Here is a 23,098-nt window from a genome sequence, read left to right on the forward strand (position 1 = left end):
ATTCGGGGGTTCCACACCCGGATTCCGGGTCAGGAACCCCCAACTTGCTGGGTCAGCCAGGCAAATGCTGGCCTCGGCTTGGCGAGGTGCGGGGGCTCGGGCAGGGCGGTGCTGCCGGCGGGCCGGGGCGCGGGTGGGGCGGTGGTCAGGTGGGGCGGTGGTCAGGTGGGGCGGTGGTCAGGCGCGGGTGGGGCGGTGGTCAGGTGGGGGCGGTGGTCAGGCGCGGGTGGGGCGGTGGTCAGGTGGGGCGGTGGTCAGGCGCGGGTGGGGCGGTGGTCAGGTGGGGCGGTGGTCAGGCGCGGGTGGGGCGGTGGTCAGGTGGGGCGGTGGTCAGGTGCGGAGGAGGCCGTTGATGGTGGTGGTGTGGCTGGCGAGGATTCGGGCGGGGTCGGCGCCTAGGACGTGCTGGAGGACTGTGGCGTAGACGTCGCGGAAGTCGGTGGTGGACTTCAGGTCGCCGTTCGACAGGTCCGTCAGACTCGGTTGCTCGCCGTAGAAGCCGCCGGTCACCTTCTCGCCGAGGACGAAGACCGGGCCGGCGGTGCCGTGGTCGGTGCCGTCGCTTCCGTTGGCCTGGACCCGGCGGCCGAACTCGGAGTAGACGAGGACGACCGCGTTCTTCCCGCGGTCGGTCCGCTGCAGGCGTTGCACGAACGGAGTGAGCGCACCGTCGAGCTCGGTCAGCAACCGCTGCTGGGTTCCGCGTTCGTCGGCATGCGTGTCGAAGCCGCCGAGCGAGGCGGAGTACGCCCGCGTCGGCACACCGGCCTCGATCAGGCCGGCGATCAGTTCGAGTTGCGCGCCGAGCTGCGAGGCACCGCCTGCGGACGCACCCTTGGTCCGTTCCTCGTCGTCCTCGTCCTCCTGCTCGTGCCCGCTCTTCACGGCCTTGCCCAGCACCTGGGTCGCGTTCTGCAGGTCCAGCACGGACTTGGCCGCCCGCGCCTGCCAGTGGCCCTCCCCGGGGCTCGGCTTACCCAAGGCGGCGTACGCCGTACCCAAGGCACCGCCCGGCAACGCCAACCCGCGCAACGGCAGCGATGCGGCGGCCGTGGTCTCACCGGCGAGCAACGGAGGAAGGGTCGGCTCGACGGAGACCGCACGCAGCGGGTCGGCGCCGGTCGCGTCGAGCCAGCGCCCGAGCCAGCCGGTCGGGACCGGCGATTTCGGCGACGCCGTCTGCCAGATCGCCATCGATCGGAAGTGGCTGCGATCCGGCTCCGGGTACCCGACCCCGCGGACGATCGCGAGTCGCTTGTCGTCCCACAACCCCTTCAGGCCCTTCATCCCTGGGTTCAGCCCGAGTCCGTCGCCGAGGTCGAGCACCTCGTCGCTCGGGTACGCCAGCTCCGGCCGAGCCTTCTGGTACGCCGGGTCTGCCGCCGGGACGACTGTGTTGAGTCCGTCGTTCCCGCCGTACAACGTGATGACGACCAAGACCGACTGATCGGTCGGCAGCGGATCGTCGACGGCCGCGGCCATCAGGTCGGACCAGTTCACCTGCGTCGCCCCGGCCGCCAGCGCGCCGGCCGCGGTCACTCCACTGAGCGTCAGGAAGCGTCGTCTCGTCAGATTGTCCACAATTCTCCTATCCGCTCACGACGTACTCAGGTGCGCACGCCGCAACCGCGGTCAGCTGCGCTGGATCCTTCACTCCGGCCAGCGCCGATCGGGTCCGCTCGGACCAGTTGTCGACACCGAGCAGTGCGCCGACTGCGCTCACTCGATCGGTTGCGTTGTCGACAATCGACAGGTCGGCCTTCTTCGCCAACTGCTGCGCGAGCTGCAGCCGCGTCACACCGGCTGACGTGGTCAGCCAACTCGCGCCGGCCGGCCAGCCGCCGACACTCGGCGGGCGGTACGGCAACTGCCCCATCCCCCGCAGTCCCGCGAGCAGCTTGGTCTGCTCCTTCTCTTCCAGCTTCCCCGGCCGGAGCCGAAGCGCCCGCAGCAACCCGACCGCCCACTCCACCGGCTGCTTCACCAGACTCGCCGCCGGATCCCGGAACCCCGCCTCACCAACCATTGCCGTCAGCAACGACCTCACATCGCGGCTGCTGCCGTACGCCGTACTCAGCCGGGCGACCGTGGCCGCATCGGGCGGCGTCGCCGACACCAGCCGGAACCACAACCGCCCGATCACGAACCCGGCCGACGCAGGCTGTGCCAACGCGAGCCCCGCGAAATCCTTCGCGTCGAAGTCGCCGGTCTTGCCGAGCAGCGTCTTCGTGCCGGAGTCGAACCGCTTCCGCTGGAAGGTCGCGACGTCCTTGCGCAGCACCCATCCGGTGAGGCAGCGCGCAGCCTGGGCGACGTCGGCCTCCTGGTAGTGGCCGATGCCGAGCGTGAACAGCTCCATGAACTCGCGGGCCAGGTTCTCGTTCGGCGATCCCTTGCGGTTCTTCTGACCGTCGAGCCAGCGGATCATCGCGGTATCCACGACCATCGCCTGGGCCAGATCGCCGAACCGGCCGAGCGCGAGTCGGCGCTGGGTCTGGTTCTGCGCCAGCATCCAGGCCGCGTTCCGGACCTTCTGGTTGCTGGTCGCGAAGTGCCCGTGCCAGAACCAGGTCAGCCGCTCCCCTGCGGTCCGGCTGACCACCATCCGATCCAGCCACCACATCGTCAGCTTCCGCTCCTGCGCGGCGCGCTCCCGATTGGCAGCCTTCTTCGCGTCCCGATCCTTCTTCCCGTCCGGGCTCTTCTCCGCGTCCGGGCTCTTCTTCCCGTCCGGGTCCTGCTTCTTCCCGTCCGGGCTCTTCGTCCCGTCTGGATCCTGCTTGTTCGCCCTCATCGGCGGTTCGAGCCCGGTCGGTACGGCGATCGCCGCCGCAGCCGCGTCCGTCGCCGGACCGAGCAGGCGCCGTACGGTCGCGTCGACGCCGGCCTCCAGGTCACCCGGCGCAGGGCCGAAGCCCAACCGATCGTTCAGCCGCCGCACGACGGCCCTGTCACTGATCCCGGTCATGCTCTCGATCGTGTCCAGCGCACGCCCGCCGGGCCAGCCTCCGGCGACCTTCTTCAGCGGATCCACAGGTTCGAGTAGACAGCGTCTATCAACCTCGTGTAGACACTGTCTACGTGATCGCCCTGGGGCTGTTGACGGCTTCCGCCTGCTGCCATGCGGCCTGGAACCTGTTGCTGAAACGCGGCGGCCTGGGCGGGCCGGCGTTCGTCTGGCTGTGCGGACTGCTGACACTGCCGATCTCGCTTGTGCTGCTCCTGCGCGGATCGCTGGCAACGACGTGGTGGGCCGGGTTGGTGAGCATGGCGCTGCACACGGCGTACGCCGTCACGCTGCAGAAGGCGTACGGCGCCGGCGCGTTCTCCACCGTCTATTCGGTGAGTCGCGGCAGTGCGCCGGCACTGGTGGCGATCGCGAGCCTGAGCGGGCCGCACGTGTACGGCGGGGCGGCCTTGGTACTGGTCGGCGTGCTGCTCATGGAGCGGCCGCACTCGCGCGCTCCGGCCCGCGGCGTGGTGCTGGGGTTGGCGGTGGCGACATGCACAGCGGCGTACACGCTGTGGGACGGGTTCGCCGTCCGCTCTTTGCACGTTGACCTCTTGACCTATCTCGCGGTGGCCAACGTGGCGCAGGTTGCCGCGTTGTCACCGATGGCACGCCGGAGCGAGCTGCAGAACTGGCGGCGGGCGCTGCCGATCGCCGTGCTCATGCCGGCCAGCTATGGGCTGGTCCTGCTGGCGCTGACGGTCGCGTCGGTCGGCACGGTCGCGATCGGGCGTTCGCTGAACGTCGTACTCGGGGTGCTGCTCGGTGTCGTCGTACTCCACGAGCGACTCGACGCGGCGCGGGTCATCGGGCTGGCCACCATGGTCGGTGGCGTCCTGCTGGTGAGTGTTTGAGAGAGGAGTGCTGATGAAGGACTTGGTGTGCTTGCATGCTGGTACGAGCGGACCGTCGACGTGGGATCGCTTCGTTCCGGCATTGGAAGAGCTCGGGTACCGCGTCCACCGTCCGGCGTTGCTGGGACATGGGAGTGCTCCGCGACGGCGTCCGTACCGGCTCGACGACTTTCGCGATCAGGTGCTCGGCGAGCTGGACGGACTCAATCGGGTGACGTTCGCCGGGAATTCGCTCGGGGCGTTCGTGGCGAGTGCCGTCGCGGCGGCAGCGCCGGAGAAGGTCGAACGCTTGGTGCTCGAGGAGTTGCCGGTGCCGCGGCGCGATGCCCAGGACGGCGACCCGACGGTGAGACCGATGCCGGCGCTGGGGTTGCTGGCCGCTGGTTGGCTGACTCGGCGGCGGTGCGATCCGTGGTTGCTGCGCGATGTCGTCACGGACCTTCGACGACCGCAGCCGGCGTGGTGGGCCGGCTTGGCCGCGATCCAAGCGCCCACGCTGCTGCTCGCGGGCGGGTCGAAGAGCCACCTGGACCAGACCCGGTTCGACCTCGTCGCCACAACGATGCCGGCAGCAACAGTCACGACGATCGAGGTCGGCCATCGGATCCACAGCAAGGCGCCGGACCGCTGGCTGGACGTCGTACGCAGCTTCCTTGCCTTCAAGGGCGCTTGAGCATTTAGCGTTCTCGGCATGACTCAGATGAGGATCGCCCGGCCAAGCACCGACCTCTCCGCGATCGAGCGTTTCTACGTCGACAGCCCGGTGCCGGACGACCTGGTCGCGCGGCTGGTCACGGCCGGCGGAACCGTCGTACCGTCGCGCAACCCGTACTGGGACACTTGGGGTGTGACGATTGTGGATCCGGACTCGTATCGGGTGGTTCTGTGCACGCGTTCCTGGAGCAACCGATGAGCCGGGCGGACTCCCTCCTCGACCGGATCGGTGCGCACGGGCTCGGCGTGCTGGTCACCATCAAGCGCGACGGACGGCCGCAGCTGTCCAATGTCACGTACGTCTTCGACGGAACCCGGGTCCGGGTCTCGCTCACCGACGGCCGCGCCAAGACCAAGAACCTGCGCCGCGACCCGCGCGCCAGCCTGTACGTCGACGGTCCGCGCGGACGCTCGTACGTCGTGCTGGAAGGCAAGGCCGAGCTCAGCCCGGTCGCCGCCGATCCGCACGACGCGGTCGTCGAGGATCTGGTCGACTACTACCGCATCGCATCGGGCGAGCACCCCGACTGGGACGAGTACCGCGCGGTGATGGTGCAGGACAAGCGACTGATGTTCTCGATGACCGTCGAGCACGCGTACGGCATGCCTAAGCCGTAACGGCCTCGTCGGGATCGTCGGTGACGCGCGTTGCCCGAACGGCCTCCCGGTAGCGCCGTGGGGCAACGCCGTTGACGCGTTTGAATGCGTTGCTGAACGCGCTGTCCGAGGTGTAGCCGAGCGAGCGCGCGAGGGCTGACAGCGGCTGGTCGTCGTCGCGAAGGGCCCGCTCAGCCAGGCGCATCCGCCAGTTGAGCAGGTACGTGAGCGGCGGGACGCCGGCGACGGAGCGGAAGCGTTCGGCGAACGTCGTACGAGACATAGCCGCGGCCTGGGCCAGCTCCTCGAGCTGCCAGGCGCGACCGGGTTGATCGTGCATGAGGTGCAGGGCGGGCGCGATGCGTTCATCGGCGATCGCGCGGAGCCAGCCGACCGGGAGGGACTCGGCCTCGGCCAGGCAGGCGCGCAACGCTTCGAGGAAGAGCAGGTGGGCGAGGTCGTCGGCCGCCAGGCTCGCTCCCGGCGCCGTGCTCGATGCCTCGCGCAACAACCTGTCGAGCAACCAGCGGAACGTCGCGGCGCGTTCGTCGGTGGCGCGGAGGTGGATGACCGGCGGGAGGGCGCGCATCAGCACCTCCTCGCCGGTGCGGTTGAGGGACACGTGACCGCCGATGCCGACGACCTTCGGGCCGACGCCGGTCTCGACGCCGCTGCCGAACCGCGCGATCGGACCGTCCGCGGCACCGAACGCCTCGACCGCGTCGCCGACCGGGACGGTGTCCGAGTTGCCCTTCACGAACTCGTGGCGCCCGTCGAAGAGGACGACGTCGCCCGGCTCCAGCTCGATCCGACCGATCCGCAGCTCCGCGCCGAAGTCGATCCAGCAGACGCCCTCGACCGCAGCGGTGAACTTGAGGCGCCGCGTGGCCGGGTACCGCAGAGCCCAGTCACCGATTGCCTCGAAACCGAGCGAGACGTGGCAGTGCGCCTCGGTGAGCGCGAGGGTGTCGGCGAGCGGATCGGCCATCTCCGTACTATCGCGCAAGTATTCGGCACTCTCAAGCATTCTGCGTCCGGATCAACGCTCGTAGCGTCGAAGACATGCAAACACCAATAGGTTCCGGATTCACCGCGGCGTCGACGACCGACGACGTACTCGACGGCATCGACCTGAACGGGAAGGTCGCGATCGTCACCGGCGGGTACTCCGGTCTGGGCAAGCAGACGGTCCGCGCCTTACGGGCGGCCGGGGCCGAGGTCGTCGTCCCCGCGCGGGATGTTGCACGCGCCACCGGGGAGCTGTCCGACGTCGGCGGAGTGGTCGTCGACGAGCTCGATCTGCTCGATTCGGCGAGCATCGACGCCTTCGCGGATCGGTTCCTGGCGAGCGGGCGGGCGCTGCACATCTTGGTGAACAGCGCCGGGGTGATGGCGAACCCGCTGACTCGGGACTCCCGCGGATACGAGTCGCAGTTCGCGACGAACCATCTAGGGCACTTCCAGCTCACCACGCGGTTGCTGCCCGCGTTACGGAAGGCCGGTGGGGCCCGGGTGGTGTCGGTGTCGTCGCGCGGGCACCGCTACAGCGACGTTCATTTCGACGATCCGAACTTCGAGCACCGCGAGTACGCGCCGTACGAAGCGTACGGGCAGTCGAAGACGGCGAACGTCCTGTTCGCGGTCGAACTGGACGAGCGCGAACGGGCCAACGGGATCCGTGCGTTCGCCGTACATCCCGGCAGCATCATCACGCACCTGGCGCGGTACTCGAACCGCGAGACGTTGCGCCAGGGCGGGTTCCTCGACGAGAACTACGAGCCGATCATCGACCCGGAGCGCGGGCTGAAGACGGTCGAGCAGGGCGCCGCGACGCAGGTGTGGTGCGCGGTGAGCCCACAGCTCGACGTGTACGGCGGGGTGTACTGCGAGGACGTCGATATCGCGGCGGTGCACACGTCCGACGTACCGGACACCGAGGTGCTGGCGGTGACTCCGGGCGCGTTCGGCGTACTGCCGTACGCGATCGACCGGGACAACGCGCGGCGGTTGTGGAAGCTGAGCGAGGAACTTCTCGACCTCGGATAAACCAGGTGCGGTAACCGGCCGTCACGGTGGACGCTGTGGACGTGGACATCATCAGACTGTCACCCGACGACGAGGCCGGGTGCATCGACGCAGTCGCCGTACAGAGCGCTGCCATGAAGCAGGACTGCCCGGAGATGCTCGTGGCGACCCCACGAGGATTCGCGGACATGCTGCGCTACGGCTGGGACATGGATCCCGAACAGGCGTTCCTGGCGCGGGACGACGACGGCACGGCGATGGGCCTGCTCGTCGTGTCGCTGCCGACGTACGACAACACGAACCATGTGTGGTTCGACGTGGCCGTCCATCCGGACCATCGTGACGGTGCGGTGGAGGCGGCGCTGATCGAGTACGTCGAGCAGCTCGGTCGCGACAACGGACGCACGATCATCGGGTACGGCGGCTTCGACCTGCCCGAGGCGGTCGCGCTGGCGAACAAGCACGGCTACGAGCAGAAGGCCGTCGAGGTGAATCGCCGCCAGGACCTGACGGGCCTCGACTGGTCGATCGTCCAGTCGCTGTACGACGAGGCAGTCGCGGCTTCGACGGCGTACGAGGTGGTCACGCTCACCGGTGCGCTGCCGGACGACATGCTCGACGGGATGATCGCGGTCACCGCGTCCATCAACGACGCCCCGAAGGACGACCTGGACATCGAGGACGACGTCTACAGCAGCGAGCGGCTGCGCGCGTACGAGGAGGCGCAGACTAAGAGCGACCACACGCTCCACCGCGTCGTCGCCCGCGAGAAGGCCACCGGCGCTCTCGCCGGGCACACGGTGATCGCGGTCGAGCGCGAGCGCCCGCACGTCGGCCACCAGCACGACACCGCAGTCGCCCGCGAGCACCGCGGCCACCGACTCGGCGCCCTGCTGAAGTCCGCGATGCTCCTGAACCTCCGCGACGCCGAGCCGGCGCTGGCCCAGGTCGACACCTGGAACGCCGAGTCCAACGACCACATGATCGGCATCAACGAACAACTCAACTACAAGATCGTCGCCCGCTTCCTGGCCTACCAGAAGACGGTCTGAAACAGACCGGGGGCGCCGCAACCAGCGACGCCCCCGGCTTCTACTGCATAACGCTCACTCGCCCACGAGTTGGTTCCAGTGGCCGGTGATCGGGAAGATGCCGGTGCCCGGGATGGTGCCGCCGGTGACCCGGCCGTAGGACGTGACCGCGGTCTTCGAGCCGTTGAACTTGCTCATCGCGTACTGGTACGCCGAGTCGGTGTCGTTGTCGAAACCGGTCACCAGCGAGCCGCCCCTGTCACCGCAGCCCCTGGCGGCCAGCGACTCGTACGCCGCGAAGCCCGTGCTCCGCACCAGCTTCAGGATCGGCTTCGTCGAGGCGGCGGCCGGGATCCGGACCGTCCACAGCGCACCGGCCTTGGTGGTCATCAGCAGCGTGTCGTACGACGGGTTCTCCGCCACCACGGTCATCGCCTTGAAGCCCTTGAAGCCTGGGAAGTGGCCAAGTGCCCGGAAGGTGGCACCCGACGCCGCGTAGCGGTAGAGGCTGCCGTTGGTGCTCAGCCCGTACAGGTACGAGCGGTTCGGCGCGGTGATGGCGTAGTTCGATGTCACGAGCTGGGTGAAGCTGGTCCAGCCGGAGCCGATCCGCGCGTACGTCGGCCGCGCGTTCTCGGTGTCGAAGTAGGTGACACCGCGGTACAGCGTGCCGTTCTGCACGAACAGGCTGTGGTAGTAGAAGTGCGCGTCGGTCTGCACGCCGTACCACGTCGTGTTGAGACGGGTGCCGACGAACTTGAACTCCCCGAAGAACTCACCGCGCGGGGGCTTGGCCGGCGTGATCAGGACGTCGTTGATCCCCGGCGTCGGCGTGTTGAAGCCGACATCCTGCACGCATCCCCCGGAGGCGAGCTTGGTGTTCGGCGTGGTCTTCAGGTTGCCCTTGGCCGGGTCGGCGATCGCGGGCGTCGGGTTGGACCGGACGGCGGCGGTGGCCGGGACGGCGGCGGCCGTGGCGGCGAGCATGCCGACCCCGGCCAGGGCGAGCGCGAAGCGCTGCAGTTTCATACTGGGAGTCCCCCTCAGGACATGAATGACCTCGATGAGCCTCGAGATCGTGCGCGAGCATAACGTGCGCAGGGGACGGAAGGCGCCGCGATTGCACCTTGTTGCAACGGTTCCAGGCTAGACCGCCTGGACCCCTGTGACCTTCATCTCATTGGAGAGGGTGAAACCCCGAACGACTCCGCGACGCCGGCTGCCAGCTCGTCTTCTGAGCGATCGACGTCAACCACGAGGCCGGTGAGATCGAGGCGGTCGATGTCAGCGGCGACTCGTTGGGTGAACATCCGGTCGCGTTCGAGCAAGTTGCTCAAGGCCCGTTCCGGTGCGCTGGTTCGGTCTGCGATCGACCAGCGGGACCCGCGCTGCTCGAAGGCGGCCCGTTGGAAGGTGGGCGTCGGTAGGAGCCACACGGCCTGTCGGCGGTCGGTCAGGAGCGGGGCGACCAGCTCCGGGAGTAGGCGGAACCCCTCCACCACGACGGGTTCCGGCGGCAGGCTGAGTAGATCCTCGACGATCAGGTCGAAGGCCTCGCCGCGGAACCAGTGGAACGTGTCGAGCATGACCTCCGGCGAGCGGTTCGCCCACCGCTCGTCCATGTCCATCGCGAGAAAGTCCTGCAGGTACGGCGTCGCGCGCGGATCGCTGCGCGCTGTGTGGTCGCCCATCGCCCGGTCGGTGTCGTAGCGGCGCAGGCCGAACCGGTCCGCCAAGTGCCGGGAGATCGTCGACTTGCCGGCACCGGTGCCGCCACCGAGCCAGTAGACGTGGGCGAGGTCCGTCATACCGGCTCGACGATGGTGACCTTCATTTCGTTGGAGAGCTCGAAACCCAGCCCTCGGTAAAGGCGGATCGCGTTGGTGTTGGTGCCGCCGGTGTGGAGGAACGGGGTTCGGCCGGCTGCGGTGATGTGTGCGGCGACCGCGCGGATCAGGCGGCTGGCCAGGCCTTGGCCCTGGTACGACGGGTGGGTGCAGACGGCACTGATCTCGGTGTGCCCGGGGAGCGCGAACCGCGTGCCGGCCATCGCGATCAGCTCGCCGTCGCGGCGGATCCCGAGGTACGTGCCGAGCTCGATCGTACGGCTCCGGAACGGGCCCGGATCGGTCAGGGCGACGAGGCCGAGCATGTCCGGCACGTCGTCGATGCCGAGGACGACCGCTTCGGGCTCCGCTGCCGGAAGGGACGCCGGCGCCACGAACTGCACCAAGTCCATCCGGCGGTCCAGTTTGAACGTGTCCGGGAGCGGAAAGTCGGGGCGCATCAGTGCGACCACGGTGCCAGGTCCGACGAGTTCGGCCGCGTCCGACCAGTCCTGTTCGGTCGGGCTGTCAGGCAGCGCCAGGAACGGCGCGACCGCCGACGGGTAGCGGCGGGCGTTGCCGCGGACCTCGGCGAACGACGCGTGCGGCCCGGTCAGAGCGGCGTACACGGGATTCTGCAGGATCATCAGAATCCCAGTTTGCGCAGGTTCTTCGCGTCTGTCTGCCAGTTTTTGGCGATCTTGACGTGCAGGTCGAGGTACACCGGCGTACCGAGCAGGGCTTCGATCTGGTGGCGGGCGGCCGCGCCGACCTCGCGCAGGCGGGCGCCCTTGTGGCCGATCACGATGCCCTTCTGACTCTCCCGCTCGAGGAAGATGTTCGCGTAGATGTCGAGCAGCGGCTTGTCCTCGGGACGGTCCTCGCGGAGGTTCATCTCGTCGATGGTCACCGCGATCGAGTGCGGGAGCTCGTCCCGGACACCTTCCAGCGCCGCCTCGCGGATCAGTTCCGCGACCAGCGTCTCCTCCGGCTCGTCCGTGATGTCGCCGTCCGGGTAGAGCGGAAAACCGGAAGGCAGCAGCTTCACGAGCTCGTCGGCGACCAGATCGACCTGGTACCCGGACGTCGCGGACACCGGAACGATCGACGCCCACTCGATGCCGGAGGACTCGCCGAGCGCCTGGATGTCGGCCAGGTGCTCGACCATCCGGTCGGGTTCGACGAGGTCGGCCTTGGTGGCGAGCGCGACCTTCGGGGTCTTCGCGACCTTCGCCGCCTCGGCCGCCAGGAACCGGTCGCCGGGGCCGATCTTGTCGCTGGCCGGCAGGCAGACCGCGATCACGTCGACCTCGGCCCAGGTGGTCTTCACGAGGTCGTTCAGCCGCTCACCGAGCAGCGTGCGCGGTTTGTGCAGACCGGGGGTGTCGACCAGGATCAGCTGCGCGTCCGGCCGGTGCACGATCCCGCGCACGGCGTGCCGCGTGGTCTGCGGCTTCGACGACGTGATGACGATCTTCTTCCCCACCAGGGCGTTGGTGAGGGTGGACTTGCCCGCGTTCGGCCGGCCGACGAAGCAGGCGAAACCCGCTTTGAAGTTCTCAGGTGTGGACGACATCGCGGACCTCTCCAGTGCCAAGGGCAAGTACTACGGGAATGTTGGCGCCGGCGAAGTGCCGTACGACGCCCACATCGGCGGAATCGGACTCGGTGACCACCGCGGCCGCCTCGAGACCCTTCACGCCGGACGCGAGCGCCATCGCCACCGCCAGCTGCAGCGCGGTCAGCTCGACCGTGTCGAGCGCGACCGTGCAGGCGGCGTACGTCCGGCCGTCGGAGTCGCGGACGGCGGCTCCTTCAGCGGCCCGCGTCCGTGCACGGGCAGCGCGGGCGAGCGTGACGAGTTTGGCGTCCTCCGCCGAAAGGTCTGACAACAAGAGCTCCTAGGTCAGGCGTGCTGGTGGTTCTGGTCCTGCGGCGCGGGAGTCGGCTCCTCACGCCGTACGAGAACCGTACCTACCTGGTTCCGGCGGCCGGACGGCCGCTCCGCGGTCAGCGACAGACCTTCGATCCCCACCTCGGCGCCGGGGATCGGCACCTTGCCGAGCAGCTTGGCCATCAGGCCGCCGACGGTGTCGACGTCGTCGTCGTCCAGCGGTACGCCGAACAGCTCGCCCAGCTCGTCGATCGGCAACCGGCTCGACACCCGGTACGCGCCGTCGGACAGTTGCTGCACCGAGTCCGGGTCCTCGTCGTACTCGTCGGTGATCTCGCCGACGATCTCCTCCAGGATGTCCTCGATGGTGACCAGGCCGGCCGTGCCGCCGTACTCGTCGACGACGATCGCGACGTGCATCCGGGCCGCCTGCATCTCCCGGAGCAGCTCGTCGACCGGCTTGGAGTCCGGGATGTACATGCACCGCCGCATCACCGACTCGACCCGCTCGGTCGACTCGGCCTGGGCGTTGTCGTACACCCGGCGCATCACGTCCTTGAGGTAGACGACGCCGACGATGTCGTCGAGCGACTCGCCGATCACCGGGATCCGCGAGTACCCGGAGCGCAGCGCCAGCGACGTGAGCTGGCGGAGCTTCTTGTGCCGCTCGATGTAGACCATGTCCGTGCGCGGCACCATCACCTCGCGGACGATGGTGTCACCGAGCTCGAACACCGAGTGGATCATCTGCCGCTCGCCGGACTCGATCACCGCGGACTTCTCCGCGTAGTCGACCAGCGCCCGCAGCTCGGCCTCGGTCGCGAACGGGCCCTCGGCGAATCCCTTGCCCGGGGTCAGCGCGTTACCGATCAGGATCAGGAACTTCGGCAGCGGCCCGAGGATCCGGGTCAGCGCCATCACCGGGCCGGCCGAGATGATCGCGAACCGGTCCGAGTGCTGCCGGCCGAGCGTCCGCGGCGCGACCCCGATGATCACGTACGAAACCAGCACCATCACCACGGCGGTGATCAGGACGTGCTCCCAGGTGACCTCGAGAACGCCGGACAGCGCCTGGGTGACCAGCACGATCGCGGTGATCTCGCAGATCAGCCGGAGCAGGAGCAGCGAGTTCAGGTACCGCGGGGCGTCGGACAGCAGGTCACGCAGCCGGACCGCCCGCAGGTTGCCCAGCTCGACCTGCTCGTTCGCCCGCACCTTCGAGTACGACGACAGTGCCGCCTCGGCCCCCGCGAACAGCCCGGCCAGCAGAACGAGCACCGCCGCCACAACCAGGAGAACAAGGTCGTGGGAAGTCATCGTGGTATCACGCCTCTAGCCGGTTTCCAGGTGCGCGCCATGCTTCCAGCAGGCGGCCCTGGATGTCCCACATCTCCGCTTTCTCGGCGGGTTCCGCATGGTCGTACCCGAGCAGGTGCAGGATGCCGTGCACCGTCAGCAGCTCGAGCTCCGCCCACGTACCGTGACCGGCCTTCGCGCCCTGCGCGGCGGCGACCGTGGGGCACAGCGCGATGTCGCCGAGGTGCCCGAGCGGCAGGTCCTCGTCGGCATCGCCGTCGGAACCCGGCCGCAGCTCGTCCATCGGCCACGACATCACGTCGGTCGGACCCGGCAGGTCCAGGAACTCGACGTGATATCGCGCCATGGTGTCCTCGTCGACCAGCTTGATCGACAGTTCACACTCCGGGTGCAGCCGCAGCGACGACAGCACGAACCGGCTGAGCCGCATCAGTCCGTGTGCGTCGATCTCGACCCCGGACTCGTTGTTGACCTCGACGTTCATCGGTGGTTGTCAGCACTACCTTCATAGTTTTCGTACGCCGAGACGATCCGCCCGACCAGCTTGTGCCGGACCACGTCGTGCGAGGTCAGCCGGCAGAACGTCAGGTCCTGGACGCCCTCCAGGATGTCCTGCACGACTCGCAGGCCGGAGTGCATCCCGTTCGGCAGGTCGACCTGGGTGACGTCACCGGTGACGACCATCCTCGAACCGAACCCGAGCCGGGTGAGGAACATCTTCATCTGCTCCGGCGAGGTGTTCTGCGCCTCGTCCAGGATGATGAAGGCGTCGTTCAGCGTCCGGCCGCGCATGTAGGCCAGCGGCGCGATCTCGATCGTGCCGGCGGTCATCAGCCGCGGGATGGACTCCGGGTCGAGCATGTCGTGCAGGGCGTCGTACAGCGGCCGCAGGTACGGGTCGATCTTCTCCGACAGGGTGCCGGGCAGGAATCCGAGCCGCTCGCCGGCCTCGACGGCCGGCCGGGTCAGGATGATCCGGTTGACCTCCTTGGCCTGCAGCGCCTGGACCGCCTTGGCGACCGCCAGGTAGGTCTTGCCGGTACCGGCCGGGCCGATGCCGAACACGATGGTGTTCTTGTCGATGGCGTCGACGTACCGCTTCTGGTTCAGCGTCTTCGGCCGGATCGTCCGGCCGCGGCTGGACAGGATGTTCTGGGTCAGCACGTCGGCCGGGCTCTCGGCCGTGGCCTGCTTGATCATCGCGATACTGCGCTCGACCGAGTCGGCGGTCAGCCCGTGCCCGGTGCGGATCACGGCGATCAGCTCGTCGATCAGCCGCTCGGCCAGGGCCAGCTCGGCCGGCTCGCCGTTCAGCGTGATCTCGTTGCCGCGGACCATGATGTCGGCGGCGAACTCCTTCTCGACGATGCGGAGGAACTCGTCCCGGGCTCCGAGCAGGGCCACCATGTCGATGCTGTTCGGCACGACGATCTTGTGCGACGCCTGCGCGCTGGCGGTCGCTGCCCCGTTCGGGCGCGCCTCCGGTTCGATACTGCGTGGCCTGGACAGCCTGTTCCCTCCTGATGCCGATGAAGTAGTTCCCCCATGCTAGCCGTCCGCACCGACACCCTCACTTGTAATTCCCGCGGGACACGCTCCGCCGCGGCGTTGTTGTCAACCTGGGACGGGGTCTTTGCGTCGTCTTTTCGTGGCACAACCGGCCGTGGTGTACGAAGAGTGCGTGACACATGAGTCCTCGTGGGATGCCGACGAGGCGCTGACGGCTGTCTACACCGCGCACTACACCTCGCTGGTCCGCCTCGGCGCCCTGCTGCTGCGCGACACCGGTACGGCGGAGGAGATCGTGCAGGACGCGTTCGTCGCGATGCACGGCCGCTGGCACCGGCTGCGTGACCCGCACAAGGCGCTCGCGTACCTGCGGACCGCCGTGGTGAACCGTTGCCGCTCCCGCCAGCGCCACCTGGTGGTGGTGGACAAGCACACCCCGAAGTCGCTGCCTGACGAGCCGAGCGCCGAACATGCGGTACTGCGGACCGCGGAGACAGACCGGGTGATCGAGGCGATGCGGACCCTCCCGGAAAAGCAACGCAGAGTGATGGTCCTGCGCTACTACGGTGACCTTTCGGAGGCCGAGATCGCGGACACGATGGGCATCAGCCGGGGATCCGTGAAGAGCCACGCCGCGCGCGCGAGCAAGTCGCTGCGCCAGCTCCTGGAGCAGAACGTATGAACGACAACTCGAACGACCCGTTCGACGAGCTGATGCGGCGGTCCCTCCACGAGGAGGCGGACCGGATCGAGCCGTCCGACGCACTGCCGGAGATCCGCGCCCGCGCGCACGCCCAGCGTCCCGCCGCGCGGCGCCCCTGGCTCCTGACCGCCGGCCTCGCCGCAGCCGGCACCGCCGCCGCCATCGGCGCCTTCACCATGCTCAACGGCCCGGACAACACCGCCAACGACGGGGACGCAGTAGCCGGTTCCAGTACGACGACCACCGCGACCGGCGTACTGCCCAGCCCGACCCCGACGGAGCTGAGCGCCTCCCCCGAGCCGTCCCAGGCCCCCACCGAGGCCCCAAGCACCTCGCCGTCCGCGAAGACCGCGTCGCCGACGGATCGCGGCGTACCCGAACCAGCGGTCAAGAGCACCGTCGTCCCGGTCTACTGGCTCGGCGAGCAGGTCGGCGCGCAGAAGAAGTCGGCCGCCCGCCTGTACCGCACCTGGGCCAAGGTCAGCGGCCGTCCCGCCGAACAGGCGGTCCGCATCATGACCACCAAGCAGCCGAACGACCCGGACTACTACTCGGTCTGGCGCGGCGCGGCCCTGAACACCGTCACCCGCTCGAACGGCGTCGTCACGGTCGACTTCAAGCAACTGCCAAAGGCCACCCTCGACCCCGATCTCGCCAAGGTCGCGACGCAACAACTCGTCTACACGGTCCAGGGTGCTCTGGAGGACGCTGGAGGCACGCGAGTCCAGGTCACCGAGCAGGGCCGGGCCGCCGGCAAACTGTTCGGCCAGGTCGACACCAGCCAGCCTCTGAGCCGAGCGCAAGCCACTGAGGTGCAGGCGTTCATCTGGGTCACCGCGCCGGACGACAACACCGTCGTCACAACTCCCGTGAAGGTCACCGGCATCGCGTCCGTCTTCGAGGCCCAGGTGAACTGGCGCATCGTCTCGGTCAAGACCCGAGCGATCGTTGCCAAGGGCGCGGCCAACACCAGTGAGGCCTACAAGTTCGCACCGTTCGCCTTCAGCGTGACCAAGCTCCCCCCAGGCGCCTACACCCTCGAGGTCTTCGAGATCTCCGCGGCCGACGGAACCATGACGTCGACCGACACCAAGTCGATCGTCGTGAAGTAGTTCCTCAGTCCGCGCGGTCGATGGTGGCGGCGAGGAGGCCGGGGAAGGCGTTGGTGAACTCTTCGCGGCGGAGGCGGTTGAGGCGGCGGGCGCCTTCGTCGCGTTGTTCGATCAGGCCGGCGGCGCGGAGTACGGCGAAGTGGTGGCTGGCGGTGGCCTTCTTCACCGGGAGGTCGAACGTGCCGCAGGCGCGGGTCCAGTCGTCGTGAACGGCGAGGTCACGCAGGATCGAGCGCCGCACCGGGTCCGCGAGCGCATCCAGCGCAGCCTGCAACGGCACCTCGGCCGGATCGACATGGCTGAGCGTGCGGGCGCGAGCTGACTCGACGGACATGGTGTTCGATCCCTGTCGTACAGTTGTGTTCGGTTCCTGTCTAACAGCTTAGCGAGGGTTGCCGGCCGGGAAACTAATCGTCACCGAGCGACGGTTTCTTACCCCGCCGCGAGCAGTTGCGGGTCAGGCCCAGCGGGAGCGGGACAGGAGGGCGGCGGCTGCGGCGACGCCGGCTGTTGAGGTTCGCAGTACGGTGTCGCCGAGGCGGACGGGGTCGACGGCGAACGCCTTCAGCTCCGCCGGGGCGATCCCGCCCTCGGGGCCGATCACGATGACCACGTCCCCGGACGACGGCAAGTCCAGCGCGGCCAGCGGCGTGGTGGCTTCTTCGTGCAGTACGACGGGGAGCGCCGCGTCGGCCAGTAACTCGGCGACCTCAGCCGTGGTCGCGATCGGGGCCACCTCGGCGAACCAGGTACGCCGCGACTGCTTGCTCGCCTCGAACGCCCACGCCCGCCACTTCGCGAGCGTCTTCTCGACCCGCTCCGGGTTCGCCCGGAACTGACTGCGCTCCGCGTTCCACGGCACGATCACGTCGACGCCGACCTCGGTCAGCATCTCCACCGCCAGCTCGGCCCGCTCGCCCTTCGGCACCGCCTGCACGACGACGACGCGCGGAGCCGCCGCGGGTACGCTCCCCCGCGCGTCCACGGCCACCGTCAAACCGCCCTTGGACGCGGCAACCACGGCCCCTTCGGCCCAGGTCCCCCGCCCGTCCGTCAGCCGAACGTGCTCTCCCGGTCCGATCCGCCGTACGACGGCCGCATGTCGCCCCTCGGCCCCGTCCAGCACCAGCTCGTCCCCGCCGAGGTCAGCGCAGAAGAACACCGCGACCCCCACCTACCGAACACCTCCCCGTGCCCCGGGCGATGTCATCTAGTGGGTGCCGAAGGCGTCGCGGAGGCGGCCGAAGACGCTCTTGTGAGTGGCTTGGACCTGGCCTTGCGGGCGTTCCTCGTCGCGGACCGCCGCGAGTTGCCGGAGCAGCTCGGCCTGGGCGTCGTCGAGCTTGGTGGGCGTCTCGACGATGACCTGGACGATGAGGTCGCCGCGACCGGCGTGCCGCAGCCGCGGTACGCCGCGTGCAGTCAGCGTCATCGCCGTGCCGGACTGCGTGCCGGGACGGATCTCCAGCGGGGTCGTCTCGCCCTCGAGCGTCGGCAGGTCGATCGTCGTGCCGAGCGCTGCCGCCGTCATCGGCAGCGTCACCGTGCAGTGCAGGTCGTCGCCGTTGCGGGTGAAGATGTCGTGCGGCTCGACCTCGATCTCGACGTACAGGTCGCCGGCCGGACCGCCGCCGGGACCGACCTCGCCCTGACCGGACAGCTGCACGCGCGTCCCGGTGTCGACACCGCCGGGGATCTTCACGGTGACGGTACGGCGGGAGCGCACGCGCCCGTCGCCGGAGCACTCGACGCACGGGCTCGGGATCGTGGTGCCGTAGCCGCGGCAGTTCGGGCACGGCCGCATCGTCCGCACCTCGCCGAGGAACGACCGCTGCGTGTGCGTGACCTCGCCGCGCCCGTGGCAGATCTCGCAGGTGACCGGCTCGGACCCGGCCGCCGCGCCGGACCCGCTACAGGTCGGGCACAGTACGGCGGTGTCGACCTTCAGCTCCCGCGTCGTACCGAACGCGGCCTCGGCCAGGTCGATCCGCAGCGGGATCAGCGCGTCCTGACCGCGCCGGGTCCGCGGCCGCGGCCCGCGGGTCGCCCCGCCGGTCTGGCCGAAGAACGCGTCCATGATGTCGGTGAACGTGAACGCCTGGCCGAAGCCGGCGCCGCCCGGTCCACCCGCCGCGGAGGCGAACGGATCGCCGCCGAGGTCGTGCATCTGCCGCTTCTGCGGGTCGCTGAGCACCTGGAACGCGCGCCCGATCTCCTGGAACTTCTGGTGCGCGTCCTCGGAGTCGTTCACGTCCGGGTGGTACTGGCGTGCCAGCTTGCGGTACGCCTTCTTGATCTCGTCCGCTGAAGCGTCACGGCTGACACCTAGGACGGCGTAGTAATCGGTGCTCATACTCCAGACCAGGGGGTTGTCTTGATTAGGATTCGGCCAGGATCTGGCTGACGTACCGCGCGACGGCGCGTACTGCGCCCATCGTGCTCGGGTAGTCCATGTGGGTCGGGCCGACGATGCCGAGGGTGGCGAGCGCCTCCGACTGCGACCCGTACCCGGTCGCGACCACCGACGTGGTGGCCAGTTCCTCGAACGGGTTCTCGTGACCGATGCGAACGGTCAGCGTCTGCGGGTTGGTTGCCTCGCCGAGCAGCTTCAGGAGGATGACGTGCTCCTCCAGCGCCTCCAGCACCGGCTTCACGTTCCGCTCGAAGTCGTCGCCGTACCGGGTCAGGTTGGCGGCGCCGCCGACCGCGATCCGCTGCTCGCCGACCTCGTCGGTGAAAGCCTCCAGCAAAGTCGTGACGATCGCCGCGACGATCGACCGGTCGGCCGGCGCGAACAGCTCCGGCACGCCGGCCAGGGACGTCGTTGCGTCGGTCAGTCGCTGGCCGGCAAGTGCAGTGTTCAACCGGGACCGCAGGTCCGCGATCAGCTGCTCGTCGACGTCGTTCGGGTGCTCGACGAGCCGCTGCTCGACCCTGCCGTTGCTGGTGATCAGCACCAGCAGCAACCGCCGCGGGCTCATCGTGACGACCTCGATGTGCCGGACGCTCGACCGGTTCAGCGAGGGGTACTGCACGATGGCGACCTGGCGGGTGATCTGGGCGAGCAGCCGGACGGTACGGCGGACGACGTCGTCCAGGTCGACCGCTCCGGCCAGGAACGACGTGATCGCCTTCTTCTCGGCGATCGACAGCGACTTGACAGTGCTCAGCTTGTCGACGAACAGCCGGTACCCCGCGTCGGTCGGAATCCGGCCGGCGCTGGTGTGCGGCTGGGTGATGTACCCCTCCTCCTCCAGCGCAGCCATGTCGTTGCGCACGGTGGCCGGTGAGACGCCGAGGTTGTGCCGGTCGACCAGTGTCTTCGAACCGACCGGCTCATGGGTGGCCACGTAGTCCTCGACGATGGCGCGGAGCACATCCAGCTTGCGTTCGTCGAGCACGCGCACCACCCTCTCCGACTGTCCTGGCACTCAATCATTCAGAGTGCCAGTCTAGGCGGTCTCGGGCGACGCTCCCAACGGAACGGCCGCGGGACGTGTCACTGTACTGGCCACATCGAGGGGCTGATCCTGTACGGCGGAGTCCACGAACGACTCCAGTACGTCGAGCACGTGGTACGCCAGCTCCCCGCTCGCGCGGTGCGGCTCGCCGGTCCGCAACGCCCGGGCCATGTCCGCGACACCGACCCCGCGCCCGGCTCCGGCATACCCACCGGCGACCGGCACCTCGGTCCACTCGCGCTGCTCCGGAGTCACGATCTCGACGGTCCCGTCGAACCCGTTCGGGTCCGGCACGGACAGGCTGCCGTCCGTACCGTGGACCTCGATCCGCGGCAGCCGCCCGGCCCACACGTCGAAGGACATCAGCACGGTCGTCAGCGCGCCCGATTCGTGCTCCAGCACGCCGGTGACGTGCGTCGGCACCTCCACGTCGAACACGGTCCCGGCCCGCGGCCCGGTGTGGATCTTGCGCTGCTGTTTCGACTGGCCCGCGCGGGCGGTGACCCGGACGACCGGGCCGAGCAGCGTGACCAGGCTGGTCACGTAGTACGGGCCCATGTCGAGGACCGGTCCGCCGCCCGGCTGGTAGTAGAACTCGGGCGCGGGGTGCCACAACTCGTGGCCGGGCGTCACCATGAACGCGGTCGCCGCGTGCGGGGTGCCGATGTCACCGCGGTCGATCACCGCACGAGCCGTCTGAGTGCCGGTGCCGAGCACCGTGTCCGGTGCACAGCCGATCCGGAGGTCGTTGGCGGCGGCGTACTTCAGCAGCGGCTCCGCTTCGGTGCGGTCCATGGCCAACGGCTTCTCGCCGTACACGTACTTGCCGGCTGCCAGCGCGGCCTGGTGCACAGCGGCATGGGCGGCCGGGATCGTCAGATTGACGACAATCTCAATGTCGTCAGCCGCGTACAGCTCGTCCGGGGAGACCGCGCGGATAGCCGGGTTCTTCTCAGCAATCGTTTGAGCACGCGCCAGGTCCAGGTCGGCGACCGCGACCACGTCGACGCCGGGGAGCTTGCCCAGGTGGTCCAGGTACGTCCCGGAGATGACGCCGGTGCCGACGATGCCGACGCGTGTTACCGGCCCAGTCACTTGCTCGCCCACAGCAGCCCCCGCTCGATGATCGTGCGCACCTCGGGCGTCTCCAGGTCGTCGAGCTTGTGGCCCACTGTGCAGACAAAGACCTTGCCCGCACCCCACGTGCGGGTCCAGACGGCCGGCATCACGGCGCCCTCGATCCACGGGTAGTCCGGGTGCGACTCGAACGTCGTCGTCGCGAGCACGTTGTTGGTCGGGTCGTAATGGATGTAGTACTGCTCGGTGTGCACGTCGAAGTGCGTGATGCCCTCGACGATCGGGTGGTCGGCGACGACCTCGACGCGGTAGTCGGTGAACCCGTGCGGGTGCGAGATGAACTGCCCGCCGGTGATGAAGCTGTAGTCCACGTTCTTGCGGAACGAGTCCGCGATGCCGCCGTGCCAGCCGGCGAACCCGGTGCCGCGCCGGATCGCCGCCTCCAGGCCCTTGAAGTGCTCGGGCTCGATCTCGCTCATCGTGACGCACTGCAGCACCAGGTCGACGTTGTCGAGATCGAGGTACGCCTCGGTGCTGTCGGAGACGGTCACCTCGTAGCCGTTCTCCTGCAGGAACGGGATGAACAGGTCGGTCGCCTCGACCGGGGAGTGCCCTTCCCAGCCGCCCCGGACCACCACAGCACGTCGTGTCGTCACACCGACCACCCTTCGAAAGTTTCGGAGTTCCGATCGGAACACTTGCGACCTTAAGTCGCCAGGAGAGGGCTTGCCAACCCGCTAGTCTCGATGGATGGGCTGGAAGTTCTGGAAGCGGTCTAACCCGATGGATCCGCAGGAAATGCTTGCGCGTGGGCATGCGGAGCCGAACAGTTTTCCGGGACCGCCGCGGCCGCAGGACAACCTGCCGGTGGGGTCGTTCGGGATGACGGTCGAGGACGTGTTCTCGATCACCGGTCGCGGCACCGTGGTGACCGGGCGGGTGCAGGCCGGGACGGTGACGGTCGGCGAGCAGGTGCTGCTCAGCCGGGCCGGGCAGCCGATGCTGCAGGTCGAGGTGACCGGCGTCGAGATGTTCCGCAAGACCCTGCAGACCGCAACGGCCGGCGACAACGTCGGGCTGCTGCTCCGCGGCATCGAGAAGCACCAGGTGGCCAGGGGCGACGTACTGAGCAAGTGATCGGGGCAAGTAATCTCGAGCCCATGAGCGCTTGGGCGGAGATCGGCGATCGCACTTGGGTCCGCCGGTACGACGAATGGGACCTGAACGTCGGCCTCGTCGTCGGCGCCGACGGCGCACTGGTGATCGACACACGCGCCACGACCGAGGAGGCCGAGCAGCTCCGCGAGCACATCCGCGAGCTCACCGACGTACCGGTCAAATCGGTCGTCAACACCCACGCGCACTTCGACCACGTCGCCGGCAACAGCGTCTTCACCGACGCGACCGTCTACCTGCACGAGAACGCCGCCGCCGAGGAGAAGCTCGCCGGTACGACGTTCGCGGTCGCGAAGGTCATCGACCTCGGCGACCGTCGCGTCGAACTGCTGTACGTCGGCAACGGACACACCTCCGGCGACACCGTCGTCGGCGTACCGGACGTGAATGTGTTCTTCCTCGGCGACCTGCTCGAGGAGTCGGCGCCGCCGTCGTACGGCGAGGACTCGTTCCCGCTCGAATGGCCGGACACGGTCCAGAGCGCGATCGGCATGATGACCGCGGACGCGAAGATCGTCCCGGGCCACGGTGCGGTCGTCGATGTCGAGTTCGCCACCGACCAGGCGATGGACCTGGGCAAGGTCGCGAACACGATCTCGACCCTGCACCACAACGGCACACCCCTCGACGATGCGCTGAAGCACACCGAGGACTGGCCGTGGCCGGTCGACAAGCTCCAGGACGCGATCCGCCGCGGCTACCAGGCTCTCGGTACGCCGCAACGCCCGAGCCTCCCGCTCCTCGGCCCAAGCTGACCCGAACTCCTGCTCTTTCGGTAGTTGTCCGTTGACA

General features: G+C 68.7%; 27 protein-coding genes. 10 read left to right on the forward strand and 17 right to left on the reverse strand.

From position 1 onward, the window contains the following. Positions 1-330: 330 nt before the first annotated feature. Both E0H45_RS28465 and E0H45_RS28470 read right to left on the reverse strand, forming a co-directional pair. Positions 331-1,581, reverse strand: coding sequence for a DUF1501 domain-containing protein (locus E0H45_RS28465; protein ID WP_131342932.1), 1,251 nt, complete (start codon positions 1,579-1,581; stop codon positions 331-333). Between the two features lie 7 nt (positions 1,582-1,588). After that, positions 1,589-3,034 (reverse strand): DUF1800 domain-containing protein, encoded by a 1,446-nt coding sequence (locus E0H45_RS28470; RefSeq protein WP_238155331.1) that lies wholly within the window; start codon positions 3,032-3,034, stop codon positions 1,589-1,591. Between the two features lie 47 nt (positions 3,035-3,081). Here E0H45_RS28470 and E0H45_RS28475 point away from each other — a divergent pair, with 47 nt between their 5' ends. The 4 genes from E0H45_RS28475 to E0H45_RS28490 are packed head-to-tail and all read left to right on the forward strand — an operon-like array spanning position 3,082 to position 5,196. Continuing rightward, the gene (locus E0H45_RS28475; RefSeq protein WP_131342934.1) at positions 3,082-3,864 is read left to right on the forward strand and encodes an EamA family transporter; all 783 of its coding nucleotides are present in this window, start codon (positions 3,082-3,084) and stop codon (positions 3,862-3,864) included. A gap of 13 nt (positions 3,865-3,877) precedes the next feature. Further along, positions 3,878-4,537 carry an alpha/beta fold hydrolase gene (locus tag E0H45_RS28480; protein WP_131342936.1) on the forward strand — a complete coding sequence of 220 codons (660 nt, stop codon included), beginning with the start codon at positions 3,878-3,880 and terminating at the stop codon, positions 4,535-4,537. A gap of 18 nt (positions 4,538-4,555) precedes the next feature. After that, positions 4,556-4,777: a VOC family protein gene (locus E0H45_RS28485; protein WP_131342938.1), complete on the forward strand. Its 222-nt coding sequence runs from the start codon at positions 4,556-4,558 to the stop codon at positions 4,775-4,777. Beyond that, on the forward strand, positions 4,774-5,196 hold the full coding sequence (locus E0H45_RS28490) for a PPOX class F420-dependent oxidoreductase (RefSeq protein WP_131342940.1): 423 nt from the start codon (positions 4,774-4,776) through the stop codon (positions 5,194-5,196). The genes E0H45_RS28485 and E0H45_RS28490 overlap by 4 nt, the downstream gene beginning before the upstream one ends. On the opposite strand, the gene E0H45_RS28495 is transcribed toward E0H45_RS28490, so the two are convergent. After that, entirely contained in the window at positions 5,186-6,163 is a 978-nt protein-coding gene (locus tag E0H45_RS28495) for an AraC family transcriptional regulator (protein ID WP_202872542.1), read from the reverse strand. The genes E0H45_RS28490 and E0H45_RS28495 overlap by 11 nt on opposite strands. Before the next feature lie 74 nt (positions 6,164-6,237). Here E0H45_RS28495 and E0H45_RS28500 point away from each other — a divergent pair, with 74 nt between their 5' ends. Both E0H45_RS28500 and E0H45_RS28505 read left to right on the forward strand, forming a co-directional pair. Next, the gene (locus E0H45_RS28500) at positions 6,238-7,221 is read left to right on the forward strand and encodes an oxidoreductase (protein ID WP_131342944.1); all 984 of its coding nucleotides are present in this window, start codon (positions 6,238-6,240) and stop codon (positions 7,219-7,221) included. A 41-nt stretch (positions 7,222-7,262) separates the two neighbouring features. Then, entirely contained in the window at positions 7,263-8,252 is a 990-nt protein-coding gene (locus tag E0H45_RS28505; RefSeq protein WP_238155332.1) for a GNAT family N-acetyltransferase, read from the forward strand. A 54-nt stretch (positions 8,253-8,306) separates the two neighbouring features. On the opposite strand, the gene E0H45_RS28510 is transcribed toward E0H45_RS28505, so the two are convergent. The 8 genes from E0H45_RS28510 to E0H45_RS28545 form a co-directional block, all read right to left on the reverse strand. Beyond that, complete coding sequence (locus E0H45_RS28510; protein ID WP_131342946.1) at positions 8,307-9,260, reverse strand: hypothetical protein; 954 nt, start codon at positions 9,258-9,260, stop codon at positions 8,307-8,309. Between the two features lie 143 nt (positions 9,261-9,403). Then, entirely contained in the window at positions 9,404-10,039 is a 636-nt protein-coding gene (locus tag E0H45_RS28515; RefSeq protein ID WP_131342948.1) for a DEAD/DEAH box helicase family protein, read from the reverse strand. Beyond that, the gene (locus tag E0H45_RS28520) at positions 10,036-10,704 is read right to left on the reverse strand and encodes a GNAT family N-acetyltransferase (RefSeq protein ID WP_131342950.1); all 669 of its coding nucleotides are present in this window, start codon (positions 10,702-10,704) and stop codon (positions 10,036-10,038) included. Before E0H45_RS28520 ends, E0H45_RS28515 begins: the two co-directional genes overlap by 4 nt. Next, entirely contained in the window at positions 10,704-11,633 is a 930-nt protein-coding gene (era, locus tag E0H45_RS28525) for a GTPase Era (RefSeq protein ID WP_131342952.1), read from the reverse strand. Before era ends, E0H45_RS28520 begins: the two co-directional genes overlap by 1 nt. Then, on the reverse strand, positions 11,617-11,952 hold the full coding sequence (locus tag E0H45_RS28530; RefSeq protein ID WP_131342954.1) for a cytidine deaminase: 336 nt from the start codon (positions 11,950-11,952) through the stop codon (positions 11,617-11,619). Before E0H45_RS28530 ends, era begins: the two co-directional genes overlap by 17 nt. A gap of 11 nt (positions 11,953-11,963) precedes the next feature. Then, positions 11,964-13,268 (reverse strand): hemolysin family protein, encoded by a 1,305-nt coding sequence (locus tag E0H45_RS28535; protein ID WP_131342958.1) that lies wholly within the window; start codon positions 13,266-13,268, stop codon positions 11,964-11,966. Positions 13,269-13,275: 7 nt separating this feature from the next. Continuing rightward, on the reverse strand, positions 13,276-13,752 hold the full coding sequence (gene ybeY, locus E0H45_RS28540) for an rRNA maturation RNase YbeY (protein WP_131290828.1): 477 nt from the start codon (positions 13,750-13,752) through the stop codon (positions 13,276-13,278). Beyond that, positions 13,749-14,675, reverse strand: a complete 927-nt coding sequence (locus tag E0H45_RS28545; protein ID WP_238155408.1) for a PhoH family protein — start codon at positions 14,673-14,675, stop codon at positions 13,749-13,751. Before E0H45_RS28545 ends, ybeY begins: the two co-directional genes overlap by 4 nt. Before the next feature lie 274 nt (positions 14,676-14,949). On the opposite strand from E0H45_RS28545, the gene E0H45_RS28550 reads away from it, so the two are divergent. Then, the gene (locus tag E0H45_RS28550) at positions 14,950-15,459 is read left to right on the forward strand and encodes a SigE family RNA polymerase sigma factor (RefSeq protein ID WP_238155333.1); all 510 of its coding nucleotides are present in this window, start codon (positions 14,950-14,952) and stop codon (positions 15,457-15,459) included. Next, the gene (locus E0H45_RS28555) at positions 15,456-16,592 is read left to right on the forward strand and encodes a Gmad2 immunoglobulin-like domain-containing protein (protein ID WP_131342962.1); all 1,137 of its coding nucleotides are present in this window, start codon (positions 15,456-15,458) and stop codon (positions 16,590-16,592) included. Before E0H45_RS28550 ends, E0H45_RS28555 begins: the two co-directional genes overlap by 4 nt. A gap of 4 nt (positions 16,593-16,596) precedes the next feature. Here the strand turns inward: E0H45_RS28555 and E0H45_RS28560 are convergent, their stop codons facing one another. The 6 genes from E0H45_RS28560 to E0H45_RS28585 form a co-directional block, all read right to left on the reverse strand. Continuing rightward, positions 16,597-16,926 carry an ArsR/SmtB family transcription factor gene (locus E0H45_RS28560; protein WP_131342964.1) on the reverse strand — a complete coding sequence of 110 codons (330 nt, stop codon included), beginning with the start codon at positions 16,924-16,926 and terminating at the stop codon, positions 16,597-16,599. Positions 16,927-17,049: 123 nt separating this feature from the next. Continuing rightward, positions 17,050-17,766, reverse strand: a complete 717-nt coding sequence (locus E0H45_RS28565; protein ID WP_131342970.1) for a 16S rRNA (uracil(1498)-N(3))-methyltransferase — start codon at positions 17,764-17,766, stop codon at positions 17,050-17,052. A 36-nt stretch (positions 17,767-17,802) separates the two neighbouring features. Beyond that, positions 17,803-18,945 (reverse strand): molecular chaperone DnaJ, encoded by a 1,143-nt coding sequence (dnaJ, locus tag E0H45_RS28570; RefSeq protein ID WP_131342972.1) that lies wholly within the window; start codon positions 18,943-18,945, stop codon positions 17,803-17,805. 25 nt (positions 18,946-18,970) lie between these two features. Beyond that, the gene (hrcA, locus tag E0H45_RS28575; protein ID WP_131342974.1) at positions 18,971-19,993 is read right to left on the reverse strand and encodes a heat-inducible transcriptional repressor HrcA; all 1,023 of its coding nucleotides are present in this window, start codon (positions 19,991-19,993) and stop codon (positions 18,971-18,973) included. 51 nt (positions 19,994-20,044) lie between these two features. Further along, entirely contained in the window at positions 20,045-21,148 is a 1,104-nt protein-coding gene (locus E0H45_RS28580) for a Gfo/Idh/MocA family protein (RefSeq protein WP_238155334.1), read from the reverse strand. Then, complete coding sequence (locus tag E0H45_RS28585) at positions 21,145-21,786, reverse strand: ThuA domain-containing protein (RefSeq protein WP_238155336.1); 642 nt, start codon at positions 21,784-21,786, stop codon at positions 21,145-21,147. Before E0H45_RS28585 ends, E0H45_RS28580 begins: the two co-directional genes overlap by 4 nt. Positions 21,787-21,880: 94 nt before the next feature. Here E0H45_RS28585 and E0H45_RS28590 point away from each other — a divergent pair, with 94 nt between their 5' ends. Both E0H45_RS28590 and E0H45_RS28595 read left to right on the forward strand, forming a co-directional pair. Then, positions 21,881-22,267: an EF-Tu/IF-2/RF-3 family GTPase gene (locus tag E0H45_RS28590; protein WP_131342977.1), complete on the forward strand. Its 387-nt coding sequence runs from the start codon at positions 21,881-21,883 to the stop codon at positions 22,265-22,267. A 23-nt stretch (positions 22,268-22,290) separates the two neighbouring features. Beyond that, positions 22,291-23,061 (forward strand): MBL fold metallo-hydrolase, encoded by a 771-nt coding sequence (locus E0H45_RS28595; protein ID WP_131342979.1) that lies wholly within the window; start codon positions 22,291-22,293, stop codon positions 23,059-23,061. Positions 23,062-23,098 lie beyond the last annotated feature (37 nt).

It is taken from the genome of Kribbella soli (assembly GCF_004331345.1).
Taxonomy (GTDB): Bacteria; Actinomycetota; Actinomycetes; order Propionibacteriales; family Kribbellaceae; genus Kribbella; species Kribbella soli.